The following is a 14,084-nucleotide window of genomic DNA, read 5'->3' as shown; positions in this document are numbered from 1 at the left end:
GGCGTTGGCGATGGACGTCTTGCCCGAACCATCGGCGCCCTAGGTGACAGTCTTGCCAGATTCGAAGACGAACGTGTCGGGAGGCGCGGTGGAACGACCGTAAACGTGCAGCCCAGCAAACCGGTGTGCGACGACCTTTACCAGCCGCAACACTTTGACAGTGCGAGCTTGACCATCATCAGCCGCGGTCTCCAGCGTCGGCGGCTCCGTCCCAATGACGTTGATGATTGCCTCGACGTCGCCTGCGGAAAGATTACCGGCCCACTTGCCCCGATTGCGGCGATACCAATCCAACACCGCGCGGGCATCGTCTGAGTCTATCGAAAGATGGTCGCCCGCGGCGACAGCGACGGCTCGCCCGCCGATCAAATCGGCGAGCAGTGTGTCGGTAGTAAGCAGATGAATGTCACGCGGTGCCGGTGAGTCTTCGTTCACGTTTGCCCCCTTTGCCGGCACTTACCCTGTGAACGCTTATCAGTCCAGCGAATTGAAGGTCCGGCAGCGGCGATGTTCCTTGCGGATCCAAATTCAGGACCGGCAACTTGAGTACAAGGCTGACCGCGCGCGGCTTGAGGCCAACAAGATCGCTGATGCTCGCCAAGTCGTTTCGGACGACCTCCGTTGCTTGATCAAGCTCGCGGAAATAGCGGGCAATGTTGAAGGCGAAGGAATCGTAGTTGTCAATGATGGCAATCAAAGTGCACCAGCTGCTTCAGCACGAAATGCATCAAAGATCCGCTGAGCCTTGGCGAGCGTCTCCTCGATTCGGCCTCTGGGTCCGACAGCACCGTTATTCCACCGCCGGCATGAAATACGGCCAGGTCGTCGTCGATCGTGACAGTGCGGATCGCAATGTTCGTGTCCATGTGCCCGTTGAAGCCGATCGCCCCGCAATATACCTCTCGCGCCACGCGCTCGATTTCCGCAATAATTTCCATCGAGCGCACCTTCGGTGCCCCGGTGATGGAGCCGCCGACGGCGCATCCACACGACAATACATCATTGCGCGATCGATCAGCATCACGCGGCCCTACTGCGCAGGGCGGTATCACTACCGGGGGTTGACACGCAAAGATTTGTTGCACCACTATGGCCAACCGATACTAGGATGCAGACCAATCGAGCGCGGACGCGAACTTGACGATCGAAACAGCCACAATCCCCATCGTCCGGACACCGAAAACCAACGGCATCGTCCCCCTCGATCTCGTCGAAGCGATGTCAGTGGTCGCCGCCTCTCGCGCCACCCTCGCGATCATCAAAGCCTACGAAGCGGCCGGCGTGACCGGCAATGTCATGGTTCCGCTCGTCACAGACTGTCCAGTTGATCCCGCCACACTCGGCCGGGCAATACGGCGGGTCTGGAAAGCCGCATTGGAGGATGTTGGAAACGGAGGCTCCGTACGGGTCGAACTCCGACCTAGAGCGGTTCACAGATTTATTGAATCGGAAGGGATCCCGGATCTGGGGCGAATATGATTCAAGATGCTGGCTGGGCTGGAGGCCAGCATCTGATGGTCCGACCAATTTCCAACGATTTGCGTAAGCGCGCGGTATCCGCTGTTGCCAAGGGTGAGAGCTGCCGATCTGTGGCGGAACGGTTTGGCGTTGCGGTCTCGTCAGTCGTGAAGTGGTCTCAGCGTTATCGAGCGACCGGCTCGGTAGCCCCCGGCAAGATGGGTGGTCACCGCAAGCCTGTGCTTGATCCGCACCGGGCCTTCATCGTCGAGCGGATCACCGAGACGCCGCACCTGACGCTGCATGGTCTGAAGGCAGAGCTGGCAGCCCGTGGGGTCAAGGTCTCACACAACGCAGTCTGGCTGTTCCTGCGCCGGGAGGGGCTGCGGTTCAAAAGAACACTGTTCGCCCTCGAACAGGCTCGCGCCGACGTCTCTCGTAGGCGCCTGCGTTGGCGATCTTGGCAGGCCGGGCTCGATCCGGGCCGGCTCGTCTTCATCGATGAGAGTGTGCTGCAGACAGCGGAAGGAGTTCAAATGAACTAAGACCGATGGTGAAGCTGCGAGAAAGATGGGGGCGGGCCCCCGAGATCAGCTTTCAGGGGCGGGTCTCAAACCAATCCGAGCTGCTGCGGTAAAGAGCTGTGGTGGTGAGCGTCGGATCAGAAGTTCGGAATATACCGAGCAGGTGAGTGTCCGAAAGACGAACGAAAGTGAACCCTCCTGAGACGCGTCGTTATTAATTCAAGTGTCGTCAAAACCAGGACCGTCTCGTCAACCTGGGACACGTCCGCCAGATGCCTGACGACTGGGCGGGCGGCGACCGGCGTAGAGGGGGCGTGAGTCGGACACAGGCTTTCGCGTGGAACTGCAGGAACCAGGCTCTTGATGCCAAGGGAGAAGCGCAAGCGGTGCCAACCGCGAGGCGGGAGTACCGATGCAAGAGACTGGGGCGGACCGATCCGTAGGAGCGTTGAGGGCCCTGTAATGGGGACGGAGCAAAGGGATCGGGTCAGGTAGTCGTACTCTTGGACCAACTGGAAACAGGATGACTTCGAACAGTGCGATAAACAAGCCGTTCTCGATTGAGAAGCGGCGAGTGTACGAAGCGTACAAGGCGGTCAAATCCAATCGCGGAGCGGCTGGAGTGGACGGACAGACCTTCGAGATGTTCGAGAAAGACCTTGCAGGGAATCTCTACAAGATCTGGAATCGGATGTCGTCGGGGGTGTACTTTCCACCTCCGGTGCTCGCCGTCTCCATTCCAAAGAAGACCTGCGGCGAAAGGACTTTAGGTGTGCCCACTATCAGCGATCGGATGGTGGTCAAACGGATGATTGAGCCGGAACTGGAATCCATCTTCCTGCCGGACTCTTACGGTCACAGGCCAGGAAAATCGGCTCTGGACGCCGTGGGCGTCACGCGTCAGCGGTGCTGGAAATATGATTGGGTCCTGGAGTTCGACATCAAAGGACTGTTTGACAATCTCCCGCATGATCTTCTTGCTGAAGGCGGTCCGGAGACACGTGAAATGCAAATGGGCGCTGCTCTACATCGAAAGATGGCTGACGGCATCAAGGGAAAAGGACGGGAAGCTCGTTGAGCGGATCCGCGGAACCCTCAAGGGGCGTGATCAGCCCAATACTGGCCAATCTGTTCCTGCATTATACGTTTGATCTCTGGATGGCGCGGACACATCCCGACCTTCCTTGGTGTCGGTATGCCGATGACGGACTGGTGCACTGCCGGACCGAGCAAGAAGCAGAAGCCATTAAGGCGGAGCTTCAAGCGAGGCTGGAAGTGTGCGGACTTCAGATGCATCCGACGAAGACGCAGATCGTTTACTGCAAGGACAACTCACGGCACCCTTCGTCTTCGACGGCCCGATCAATGGCGAATGCTTCCGCGCTTACGTGAAGCACCTGCTCCTGCCGACCTTGCGCGAGGGCGATATCGTCATTCTCGACAATCTCGGAAGCCACAAGTCGAACGCTGTCAGACAGATGATCAAGGCGGCTGGCGCCAGGCTCTGGTACCTGCCGCCATACTCGCCCGACCTCAACCCGATCGAGCAGGCATTTTCCAAGATCAAACACTGGATGCGGCAAGCCCAGAAGCGCACCCTCGAGGACACCTGGCGCCATATCGGTCACCTCGTCCAGGAGGTCCAGCCCCGCGAATGCGCCAACTACTTCGCAAACTCAGGTTATGCTTCAATCAAAATGTGAAACGCTCTAACGAGGACGCGGTCGATATCATCGCAGGACCTGCAACGGACATCCGTCCCGACAAGTCGAGCAAAGCCAGCTTCCCGCAGCCGTCGTCCTCTTAGAATCCATACGGCCGTTCGGCCCAGCGCAGAAGCACTCGAGCATCCCGATTGGGCAAGATGACACGCTGATCGCGGAGGCCCTTGGCGATGGTTTGACCAACCTCCGGCTCGACGCGATTGCCATGCGTAATCAGAAAAAACCAGCCGAATGGAACGCCGACTTCACGGTCGATCGCTTCCACGCGGTCCATCAAGAAATGGACGGACGCACCTCCCACGCCAAGCCTCTCGTCCGGCAGATGAAGGGGACGCGGCACAAATCCAACCTCGCGCGTGCCTTTGTGGTCGTAGTCGCAAATATCGAGGGCCCAGTGCGCGTAGACGCGTTCAGCCGAGGCGCTCGATTCGTCCCAGTCCTGGAAGAAACGGTTCTCCCGCGGTACGAACTCGAACCAGTCCGGCACCAGTTCAAGAAACGGCGTCTCGGTTGTGCCCTCCCGTGTCACTTCACGCACCGCACGACGTTCCATCTCCGGCCGCTGCGCCTCGCGCCTCTCGCGCTCGAGTCGGGCGCACCGCGTAAGGTAACTCCGAACGTAGATGACGCTGCTGCCCGCGCGCCCAAGCATCCGATAGAGCGGACCCGCGATGACCTTGTTGTCGGACATCTCTTCGTGCGTGATCCATGACGGATCGAGTAATTCGTCCTTGCCCCAAGGGCGGTACGTCGATTGACGATCGGCCCCGCACGCGATTCGACTTCCCGGCCGAGACGGATTTGCACATAGTCCGCCGCGCCCGATCCAGTCGGCGCGAAGGCGTAGACCGTCTTACCGCGCCATTCAGAAGTCTGAAGATCGCTCTGGCGCAATCGCGTCCAGAGCGCGCCGATGTCGCCGTTGTTCTTGGCAAGCTCGGCTTCCATCCACGACCGGTATTCTGCGATCCGTGTCCCGTCAGCGGCGATCACCGAGCGTCTGTCGCGCCAATACTGGTCATCGATGGCCGCCGTCGAAAATGGGAATCCAGCAAACGTCTCTGTCAGCGCGGCCGCCAGCGCCGTTTCGTTAGCTCCGATCGGAAGACGGGCGAGGACCGCCTCGATCGTGGCGGGATCGGGCAGTCGTGCGGAACATTCTCCGGAGGCTCATCCATGACTTGATCCCATCATCGGAGCCTGTTTCGCCGCGCGCTCGATCTCTTCCATTGACGCCAGGATGTGCTCGAACCGAAGCCCCGCCGCAAGATCATTGGCGTCATGTTCGCATAGTCACGCGCGAGCGCGTCGATCGGCGCACGAGGCCGGTTCGCTGTCGTTAAGAAAAGATCGAACTTCTCGCCGGATGACCTCCTTGCAAGCTGCGCTGCTCACGAGCCATCCTCCGGTATGGCGTCGTCACGCTCGAGCAAGGGCCTAAGGAAATCCTGCATCCAGATCGGCATAGCTGACAGACCTGCGCGAAGATCGTCGCGAATCACCCTTCCATGCTGCGGATTTGCAAACAGTCTGTTCAGGAGGTTCACTATTGGCTGTCGATCATACCTACTTGTCATCATGTCCTGCATCCAATAGAGCGCCTGCACGACGCGCATGCCTGGACGTCCGGCCCAATAGAGACGGCTGGGCGCTGCCGACTTGAAATGGATGACCTGCTTTCCAAGGATGATCGGCTTCAGGCGGGCGTCGATCAGGACCTCGATGCGCGATGGGACGGCCCTGGTGAAGCCGAGATCATTCGCGGTAGTCATCCCGTCAACCACGACGCGGGCTTGGTCGCGGCGCGCCACGGCCTTGATGACGGCGCGATAGTCGGGGATTCCCAGCTTGCCCGTGAAATTGCTCTTTCGCGGCCGGTCGTAGAGGCCACGATCGAAGCGGCGTAGTTCGCCAGCCACGACCAGGCGCTGCAACGCCTTGTCGACGGTCGCACGGCTTCCGAAGTCGGCGAAATTGTCCATACCTCTGTGGGTGCCGCGTCGATGCGGGCAATGAGCCGCGATCGGAGGTCCGGGGTCGGCTCCTTGAGCGTGTCCGAAATATGATGTAAATTTCGGTCGGAAGCAACTCAGCTGCGATGGAATCTTTGACTGGAACTCGCCCGTTTTGAGCGGTCAAAGGACCTAAGACCTCGGACCAGTTGACGGACACCCGTCTGCACGCATACTGTCCTCAGTCCTAGGACAGAGGACATGCGCGCGGAACCCATGAAAAGTCAGGATATTGTCGTCCTGCTGAAGCTCGTGTGCTTGCAGGATCATGAGCACGCCGGCGGGGTAGGCCCCTTTGGCCAAGATGGCGAAGACCCATACTCGGTGCGGGGACTCGAGACGTCCCTCGGAATCAGCAAAACCGAAGTCGCCGCCTCGATCAAGCGCAGCCTTGCATCGGGTATGGCAATTAAGCGCCCGATGACGAGCCGTCCCGATCCCAATCGCAGGAACCTGCGCGACTTCATCACATACGGCCTGAAGTTCGTTTTTCCGGCAAGCCCGGGTCCCATGCAGCGCGGCATGCCAACGGCATTCGCCGCCCCGGTCCTGAAGGACTTACTCTACAGCGCGGGTAGCCTGATTCATGTTTGGCCTTATGCGCGCGGCCGCGAGATGGGGCAGTCCGTCGCGCCGCTGTTCAAGACTGTGCCGAAAGCCGCCGAGAGGGATGATCGCCTCTATGCCTATCTGGCTCTCGTCGACGCAATACGGCTCGGCAATCAGCGCGAAGCGAGTCTCGCGGCCAACTTGCTCAAGGAGAGACTAGGGTGACCATCCAGGGGCATCTCAAGGAAATGCTGAAGACAGTCGCCGGCGCACTCGGCGATGAGCTGCGTGCGCGATTGGTCTTCGTCGGAGGCTGCACAACCGCTCTCTACATAACGGATCCGGTCACCCTCGAAGGAGTCAGATCGACAGATGATGTCGACCTGATCGTGGATCTCGTCGGCTTCCCGGAGTGGGCAAAGCTGGTGGATCAGTTGCGAACGCAGGGTTTTTCCGAGACACCCGAGGACAATGTCATCTGTCGGATGAAGCTTAATGAACTCAAGGTCGATTTCATGCCCGACGACGAGAAGATCCTCGGTTTCAGCAATCGTTGGTACGCAAAGGGCATCGAAACAGCTGTTGAGACGCCCCTGGATGATGCCATTACGATTCGTCGCCTCACGCCGCCCTTGTTCATCGCAACGAAGCTGGAGGCTTATCGCGGAAGAGGTAGTGGGACCTTATCGGCAGCCGCGACGCCGAGGACATTCTCCTGCTCGTCGACGGGCGGGAGGAACTGCTTGACGAAGTTGCCGCCTCCGATGCAGACATTAGCTCATACATTGCCGAGCAATTCGGAGCGCTGCTCGCAGATCGCGACTTCGATCATTTCCTCGAAGGAAATATTCGCGGCCCGGTGGGGCGTGCTGACATTGTTCGCGACCGATTCGTTGCATTGAGCCAGTTGGGCAACGGCTGATATGGCGTTTGCAATCCAATGGCACAGCCAGCAGGGAACGAGGACGACCGACAACCGGGATTGCGCCGGGATCGGCATACGCCAGACGTCGGCCCTCGCCATAGTGCTCGACGGTTCGACCTCTGGAGCAGAGAGCGGAGCCTTTGCCCACGAGATTGCGCGTCGGATGGTCGATTGGTACGTGTCGACCGACGAAAACATCACCGCGGGGGTTCTCACAGCTCAACTTCGCGCGACGCATGCTAAACTGTCGAAACAGTTTCGGAGGGATTCGGCGAGTTACCTTCTGATGCATGTCGGCGCTGCTCAAACAGCTCTCGTTCTGCACGCAGGCGATTGCCTGGTTGGCCGTCAGGCGCCGGCGGGTCCGATGTCCTGGCTAACCCAGCCGCACACGCTTGCCAACTCGGTGTCGCAGATGACGATCGGCGACCTTGCGAACGATAGCGGTCGTCATCGCCTCACGCGAAGCTTCCGCTCGCGAGAATTCGTCGAGCCAGCTTTCTGTTCAATTGCGCTGGACGACACGCCAGTGCTCGTGGCGACTGACGGGTTCTGGGCCGAGCTGGATCATCGCCAGCAGAGCGCTTTCATCCATGGTCGCGTTCCGGAGAACGCCGGAGAGAGACGACCGCAGCGTACTTCAGATCACACGACTCGGAAGAGGCGGGTTGTCCAAGGTCTCACGGAGCGAGCCTCCTCGCAGAATCTACATGGTCTGCAAGCGCAAAATTGTCGCAAATTTTGCCCCTCTCGATCGAGACAAATTTCGTGGCGTTGAGACGTGACAGATTTTGTGTGGAATTGACCTGGCATGGACGAGTTTTTGGCTAACGAGATTCTAAATTTCTTCTCTTACGGTGCCCGCGGGCAATTGAAGACCGTGGAGTGTTCTGGATGTTTGCCAAGTTGATGCTTCGCGTTCGTGGTCAGCTGATTGCGGGTTTTGCAGCGGAATGTGCGATCATAGCGCTCTCATTCGGATATGCGGTTTTCGCAGTTAGCGGAGTCTCAACCACCGTCAATGAGATGGTGGGTCTTCGTACGCCGGTTGCGATCGCCAGTGCCGAGTTGGCCGGCAATACCGTAGTCTTTGTCGCTTCCGAGAAGGCTTCGGCTAACCTAGAGTCGGTTGCCTGCGCCACTGAGCAGATGAGCTCATCAGTGACCGAAATCGGCCGCCAAGTGTTGGATGCCGCGCGCATTGCGAGCGCCGCGGTTCGATAGGTGCCGTCGGCGACATTCGGCGCTTTGCCGATCCGACCAGGCTGGTGAGCTACCTGGGGCTGAACCCGAGCGTCAGGCAGTCTGGCGAGGGCCCCTACCATGGCAGGATCACCAAGCAGGGCTGCGGCCAAGCTCGCGGAATGCTCGTCGAAGCAGCATGGGCTGTAGCCCGTTCGGCGGGACCGCTGCGTGCATTCCTTCAACGTGTCGCTGCACGACGCGGCAAGCACATCGCGGCAGTCGCGACGGCGCGGAAGCTGGCGATGATCATCTGGCATATGCTGACCAAGAGCACTGACTAAATCTGGACGAGGCCGGCCCTGCTGGCGCACAAGTTCCGGAGCATCGAACTGCGCGCTGGACTACCCACCAGCCATGCCAAGCGTGGATCGGCCTATGATACAACATCCCCGCGAAGAGGGCTGAGGAACGAGCAGGCGTGGAATGCGCCGAGAAGGAGTATACGAGATTGGCGGCCAAAGCCGCGATCCCGACACAGCAAGGCTTCTGCAACATAGGGCTTGTCTACAACATCCGTGTCGGTCGGCTTGCCGGGCTGCGAGAAGTCCAGCATGACGCCGCGCTGGTAGGCCCACAGGTCAAGATCGCGCGACACGAACTCGCTGCCTTGATCGACGCGGATCGTGGCCGGGAAGCCCGCTTCTTTGCAGGCCCTTTCCAGCACCGCCACGACGTCGGCGCCGCGGAAGGTGAACCGTGGCGCCAGCGCCGGTGAGAACCGTGAGAAGATATCGACGATTGTCAGCACGCTAAGCTTGTGTCCTGTTGCCAACTGGTCATGGACGAAGTCCATCGCCCAGGTCTCGTGGATCGCGTCGCCGGCTTGCGATCATCGCGCAGCTTGACTTTGACGCGGCGCTTGGGCCTTTTTGTTGCGCAATTGCAGGCCCAACTCGCGATAGACGCGCCGGGTCTTGTTCTGGCACGGCGCCCATCCTTCACGACGCAGCAGCACGTGAACGCGGCGATAACCGTAGCGAATGCGGGCATGACAGGTCTCCTTGATCTTCTGCTCGAGGGCAGCTTGGCCGGAGCGACGGGACTTGTAGTGGTGGGTCGACCTGTCAAACTAAAACGCCGCACAGGCCCTGCGGATCGAGACCTGCCATTCGTTGCGGACTTCGTCAACCAGCTTGCGCTTCCGGCAAGGCCTCATAGCCTTCGGCGGATCACGTCCTGCGGCATCTCCTTGTCGAGCGACAGGCCCGCGACCAGTTTCTTCAGCTTGCCGTTCTGGGCCTCGAGCTGCTTCAAGCGCGGCATCTCCGTCGGCAGCAGTCCGTCACACTTCTTCTTCCAGTTGAAGTAGGTCGCTTGGCTGATCCCGACCTTGCGGAAGATCTTCGCAGCCGGGACGCCATCGTTGCCCTGCTTCAGGATGAACGCCTTCCGGGCGTCCGAGAACTTCGAGGCCTTCATCGTCCTTCGCTCCTCCCAGCCGAGGGGATTCGGCAGCGAAAACTCTAGCCAAAGTGGTCCAGCTTGCCGGCCTCAGATCATGTCGTTGAACCGACACGCACGATGGTTTCACCGAAAGGGTTAAGTGTTGGCGCCCTGCCTTCGGTCATGAAGCGCTCGAAATTGAGCGATCTTAACGTCGCTACCGTGTTGCCCCGTTGCGAGCGCTTCTAAGCCTGCTCGTTGTCGTCGCGCTCGCGCACAACCGTTCGGCGCGGCGAAGGACGTTGATCATCGAGAGGAGATCGTCAGCGTCGGCTTCAATGCGGCTCTTCACTCGCATCCCAGTCGGAAACTGAAGATGTCGGCGACCGCGTCCAAGACCTGCTCGCCATCTGTCTGGAGCCTCTGATTCCGATCCTGCGGTGTTTGAAAAGGCGGTAGGCCTGAAGCAGGTGCTCGATTACGACTCGGTCGCCGGATCAGAAGGCCTGGTGCGGCTCGAAATCGTCATGCTCGCGCATGTGAGGGGACTGCGTCGCAGGCAAGCTCGAGCGGGTCCGTGGGACCATAGGACACCGAGAACCAACAGTCAGAGCTTGGCTCTTTTCGTACCAACGCGTCGCGCTTCAGACAACGTGTCGGGAGTCGGACGACGCGAAATCATCGCTGGCAAACCAAATGGCCAACTCTTTTCGAATTCCGTCGGCTCTGGGGGCGCGAGCCGAGTGATCTAAGGGCTGGTATGGCGCTTGCTTAAAGAGAGGCGGAACCACGTCTACGCCCCCTGGCGATTAAATACCTTCGCCTGCGATGGACCTAGGAGATCGGTTCTTTAGCACGAGGAGCTAATAGCATGTCCGGTGTTGCTGCTGCGTTTCTATGCTCTTCAAGCAAGTCACGGGCGACGGTTTATGATCGGCTCAAGCACATGGTTCCGAAACTTGCATTTCGCGGTCAGGCGGGGGTCGGCATTGCAGCTTTCATGCACAAGGAAGGTGTTCGATATGCGAGAGCGCTTCAGTCCTCATGCGACTCAGTGCGCATTGAGCACGATGAACAGGATCCGAATTTTAGGCCCCATGTTGCAATCGCCCATATCCGTAGCCGATGCCGCGGAATCAGCGATGGCGGGGACCTTCAGCCAATTCACAACAATGCGGGCACCAGCCGCAGTTTGGCAATTTCTCTAGATGGAGCCTTGGTCAATGGCCGTGAACTCAGGGGAGAATTGCTTGCCCAGGGCTATAGGTTGGGCAGCAACACAGATGCTGAGCTCTTGCTCAAGTGGATTGAAGGCTCTTGTGAAAGAGACTATTGGCGGCACGGTCTGCCCGTCAATTACGAAAACATCTTTCGCGACATTGATGACCGAATTGATGGCGCTATTAGCGCGATTCTCCTGGACGGAGAAGGAAATCTGGTTGCATACCGTAATCGATGTGGTTTGCGTCCATTGGAAACTATGCAAACAGATGACGGGTTCTTGCTGGTTGCTTCGGAAAATTGTGCCTTTGCCGATCTGGAGGGTAAGACACAGCAAATCTTACCAGGGCACATCAGGTATGTAGACGGGAAAATGGGGTACTGCGTTGATCGTTCCGTGAGCAACGGGCAATACAAAGCCAAACTCTGCGCCTACGAAGCTCTTTACTTAGGAAATCCGAACACATCGGTCGAAGGCCAATCACATTTCGAAACCCGTTACAACATCGGAGCCGCCCTTGGTGGCCTTGTTGCGCAGCGACTGCAAGGAGAACTAGGCTCCACACTCACAATCGTTTCCTCCATGCCGCATACTGGCGGGCCGTACGCTGATGGTCTGTTTGCATCTCTCGTCGAATACGGCGTGTTCGCCCAGCGTCGGGAAGTAGTCTCAACGCAATTTTTTCAGCGAACTCTAATCGGTACACCCAGCGAGCGAAAATGTCTCATTGCTCAAAAGTACCGCGTATCGGAAACGAGCCTTGCTGAAGCCGCGATAATAATTGTCGACGAGGCCCTCATTCGTGGCGATACCAGTCAGGCTGTCACGAATATGCTGCTTGCCGCTGGGGCCAAAGCCGTACATTGGGCGATCGGTTCGCCGCCCATAGTGGCTCCTAACTACTACGGCATGGGTATCGACACACTAGATGAGTTGGCATTCTGGCAGATATGGAAACAATTGCCGCCTGAACAGCGCACGCAAATCCTTCGCTTTCACAAGATGGAGCCGCAAGATCTCAAAATCATCGAAAGCAATATCGCGGCATCCATCAACGCGGCCACGATAACGTATCTGCCGTTTCCACTTCTAGTATCGTTGTTGCCCTGCAGGCAAGACGGCGTCGATTTGTCACCGTTTACATTCGAGATGCCAACCCCTGCGGGGCAGAAGCGCGCGAATAGGAACTTGCGCGAATTAGCGGCCGATCTTCCCTATTCGGAATCGATCCTTGCTTGAGGTCAAATCATGAAACCGGTTCTCGTCTTTGATTGGAATGGAACGCTGCTCGATGATACGTACGCACTGCTCCAAACGACAAATGCCATACTAGATCGCTTTGGTCATGCAACAATCGACATGAGCACCTTCCGGGAACATTGCGATGTTCCGCTATCTCTTCTTTATCGCAGTCTCGGAATGTCGCAAGACGAGGTTGCGACGGTGGATCGCGATGGCAGTGCAATCTTTCACGACACGTACGAACCTCTTGCGGGTAAAGCCGATCTGCGCGAGGGCGCGCGCAGGGTGTTGGAGTTAGCGCACCAAGAAGCAGCTTCGTCCATCATCGTGAGCAACCATATAGTCGATCCTCTGCGCTCCCAATTGAGAAGACTTGGGATCGACGACTACATCAACGATGTGCTCGCCTTTGAAAACCGCACTACCCAATATAAATCGATGAGCAAGGGAGAGCGGCTTCGTCTATACATGCAGAAAAACAACCTGAAGCCGGCGTCAACCTTCATCATCGGCGATATGCCGGTCGAAACGGATATCGCGCGCAATCTCGGACTCGTAAGCATATCCATTACCGGTGGATTTGTTTCGGAGTCGCGCTTGCGCGCGGCGCGTCCTGACTACACGATTAACAACCATCATGAGCTGTTACCAATCTTACAAAGGCACGGGTTTTTTCGGAATGCATAAATCATGATTGGCGAGGAATCATCACCCAACGTCGCTCCTAAAACGGCGAAGCAGAGAATAGGCCTTATCGGAGCTGGACGCATGGGAACCGGTATCGGTATCAGCCTATTGCGTCACCAAATCGAGCTGCATATCAAAGCGAACAAAACTCGCTTCGGTGCGGATCGCTTGACTGGTGCAGGTGCCCATGAACATCCTTCGATCGCCGAGTTGGCGCGGCATGTAAACGCCGTCGTGTTATCCTTGCCTTCCAGCCGCGAGGTTGAGGCAGTATGCCTTGGGCAAGATGGGCTGTTCGTCCATATGCCCCGAGGAGGGTTGATAATTGACTGCTCGACGTCTTATCCTGCTTCAACGGTCGCACTGGCTGAGCAGGCGCAAAAATGCGGCCTAAGCTTTATGGACGCTCCAGTAACGCGGAGCCCCGAACAAGCAGAGCTAGGCCTTCTCAACGCGATCGTTGGATCGAATGAAAAGCTTTTTCCTGTCGCTGAGGGCATTCTTGGTGCGTTTTGTGAGACCGTTCTTCATGTCGGAGATGTCGGACAAGGTCACAAGCTCAAGCTTGTTTACAACAGCATGACTATGGGGATAGCGGCGGTAGCCGCGGAGGTTTGCCAGTTTGCGTGCGGCCTTGACGTCGATCTCGTAACACTCCGCTCTCTGGTTAGTCGGGGCTCCACCAATAGCGGAATATTTCAAGCCTTCGTGTCCTTTTTGTTAGGCGAGAAACCCGATGTTCTGGCAATCTCAATCGCGAATTCCGCAAAGGATATTGAGTGCGCTGTGCGCCTGGCAGGCGAGAGCGCAGTTCCGGTGCCGGTCTTGGCTGCCGCCGCACACAAATTAAATGTCTCAGTTGTTGCGGGCAAAGGCGAACTCACACTACCTCATCTGTCTCGCCCATGAGCTCCTCGGCCTATTCATAGCAATCGAGAGCGGGCTCTAACCGCGGAGCGAGTGCAGATCGTCGTTATGGAGAGGTGTAGCTGGCGGGGCCGCGGCCCTCTATCGGTCTGCGCATTTTCATCGATGCAGTGTACGCATCCGGGCAACCCTACGATTACCCACATTTTTTGAGGTGTACTGTGCCGAAAAACTTGAGTCGCCAGA

9 protein-coding genes and 8 pseudogenes are annotated in these 14,084 nt (G+C 58.0%); 11 read left to right on the top strand and 6 right to left on the bottom strand.

The annotated features are described in order from the left end of the window. Positions 1-39 precede the first annotated feature (39 nt). The 3 genes and pseudogenes from X265_RS41625 to X265_RS35900 all read right to left on the bottom strand — a co-directional run. Complete coding sequence (locus X265_RS41625) at positions 40-435, bottom strand: hypothetical protein (RefSeq protein WP_206733205.1); 396 nt, start codon at positions 433-435, stop codon at positions 40-42. Continuing rightward, positions 407-697 carry a type 1 glutamine amidotransferase family protein gene (locus X265_RS42140; protein WP_347339917.1) on the bottom strand — a complete coding sequence of 97 codons (291 nt, stop codon included), beginning with the start codon at positions 695-697 and terminating at the stop codon, positions 407-409. Before X265_RS42140 ends, X265_RS41625 begins: the two co-directional genes overlap by 29 nt. Beyond that, a pseudogene (locus X265_RS35900) lies at positions 694-983 on the bottom strand (chorismate-binding protein); the annotation flags it as partial. The pseudogene X265_RS35900 and the gene X265_RS42140, both read right to left, overlap by 4 nt. Before the next feature lie 154 nt (positions 984-1,137). Between X265_RS35900 and X265_RS35895 the strand changes: the two are divergent. The 4 genes and pseudogenes from X265_RS35895 to X265_RS35875 form a co-directional block, all read left to right on the top strand. Continuing rightward, positions 1,138-1,479, top strand: coding sequence for a hypothetical protein (locus X265_RS35895; RefSeq protein ID WP_128929782.1), 342 nt, complete (start codon positions 1,138-1,140; stop codon positions 1,477-1,479). Then, positions 1,476-1,979 (top strand): annotated as a pseudogene (locus tag X265_RS35890) (helix-turn-helix domain-containing protein); the annotation flags it as partial. The gene X265_RS35895 and the pseudogene X265_RS35890, both read left to right, overlap by 4 nt. 526 nt (positions 1,980-2,505) lie before the next feature. Further along, positions 2,506-3,320, top strand: a pseudogene (gene ltrA, locus X265_RS35880) (group II intron reverse transcriptase/maturase); the annotation flags it as partial. Beyond that, positions 3,311-3,685, top strand: a pseudogene (locus X265_RS35875) (IS630 family transposase); the annotation flags it as partial. The pseudogenes ltrA and X265_RS35875, both read left to right, overlap by 10 nt. 100 nt (positions 3,686-3,785) lie before the next feature. Here the strand turns inward: X265_RS35875 and X265_RS35870 are convergent. After that, positions 3,786-4,852: pseudogene (locus tag X265_RS35870) on the bottom strand (hypothetical protein). A gap of 245 nt (positions 4,853-5,097) precedes the next feature. Beyond that, positions 5,098-5,768, bottom strand: a pseudogene (locus tag X265_RS35865) (DUF6088 family protein). Positions 5,769-5,934: 166 nt separating this feature from the next. On the opposite strand from X265_RS35865, the gene X265_RS35860 reads away from it, so the two are divergent. The 4 genes and pseudogenes from X265_RS35860 to X265_RS35845 form a co-directional block, all read left to right on the top strand. Next, complete coding sequence (locus tag X265_RS35860; RefSeq protein ID WP_128930177.1) at positions 5,935-6,492, top strand: hypothetical protein; 558 nt, start codon at positions 5,935-5,937, stop codon at positions 6,490-6,492. Further along, a complete protein-coding gene (locus tag X265_RS35855; protein WP_308421722.1) occupies positions 6,489-7,169 on the top strand; it encodes a hypothetical protein in 681 nt (226 codons plus the stop codon). Before X265_RS35860 ends, X265_RS35855 begins: the two co-directional genes overlap by 4 nt. Before the next feature lie 917 nt (positions 7,170-8,086). Further along, entirely contained in the window at positions 8,087-8,416 is a 330-nt protein-coding gene (locus X265_RS35850) for a hypothetical protein (RefSeq protein ID WP_128929781.1), read from the top strand. Then, a pseudogene (locus X265_RS35845) lies at positions 8,407-8,888 on the top strand (transposase); the annotation flags it as partial. The gene X265_RS35850 and the pseudogene X265_RS35845, both read left to right, overlap by 10 nt. Before the next feature lie 51 nt (positions 8,889-8,939). Here the strand turns inward: X265_RS35845 and X265_RS35840 are convergent. Next, a pseudogene (locus tag X265_RS35840) lies at positions 8,940-9,856 on the bottom strand (IS3 family transposase); the annotation flags it as partial. Between the two features lie 835 nt (positions 9,857-10,691). On the opposite strand from X265_RS35840, the gene X265_RS35835 reads away from it, so the two are divergent. From X265_RS35835 to X265_RS35825, 3 genes are read left to right on the top strand one after another with little or no spacing between them, the layout of a single operon-like run. Beyond that, the gene (locus tag X265_RS35835; RefSeq protein ID WP_232995614.1) at positions 10,692-12,281 is read left to right on the top strand and encodes an amidophosphoribosyltransferase; all 1,590 of its coding nucleotides are present in this window, start codon (positions 10,692-10,694) and stop codon (positions 12,279-12,281) included. Positions 12,282-12,290: 9 nt separating this feature from the next. Continuing rightward, positions 12,291-12,971: an HAD family hydrolase gene (locus X265_RS35830; protein WP_128929780.1), complete on the top strand. Its 681-nt coding sequence runs from the start codon at positions 12,291-12,293 to the stop codon at positions 12,969-12,971. Positions 12,972-12,974: 3 nt separating this feature from the next. Continuing rightward, the gene (locus X265_RS35825; protein ID WP_128929779.1) at positions 12,975-13,880 is read left to right on the top strand and encodes an NAD(P)-dependent oxidoreductase; all 906 of its coding nucleotides are present in this window, start codon (positions 12,975-12,977) and stop codon (positions 13,878-13,880) included. The last annotated feature ends 204 nt before the right edge of the window (positions 13,881-14,084 follow it).

It is taken from the genome of Bradyrhizobium guangdongense (assembly GCF_004114975.1).
Taxonomy (GTDB): domain Bacteria; phylum Pseudomonadota; class Alphaproteobacteria; order Rhizobiales; family Xanthobacteraceae; genus Bradyrhizobium; species Bradyrhizobium guangdongense.
Note: the sequence above shows the minus strand (reverse complement) of the source record. Positions and strands in the feature narration are given on the sequence as shown.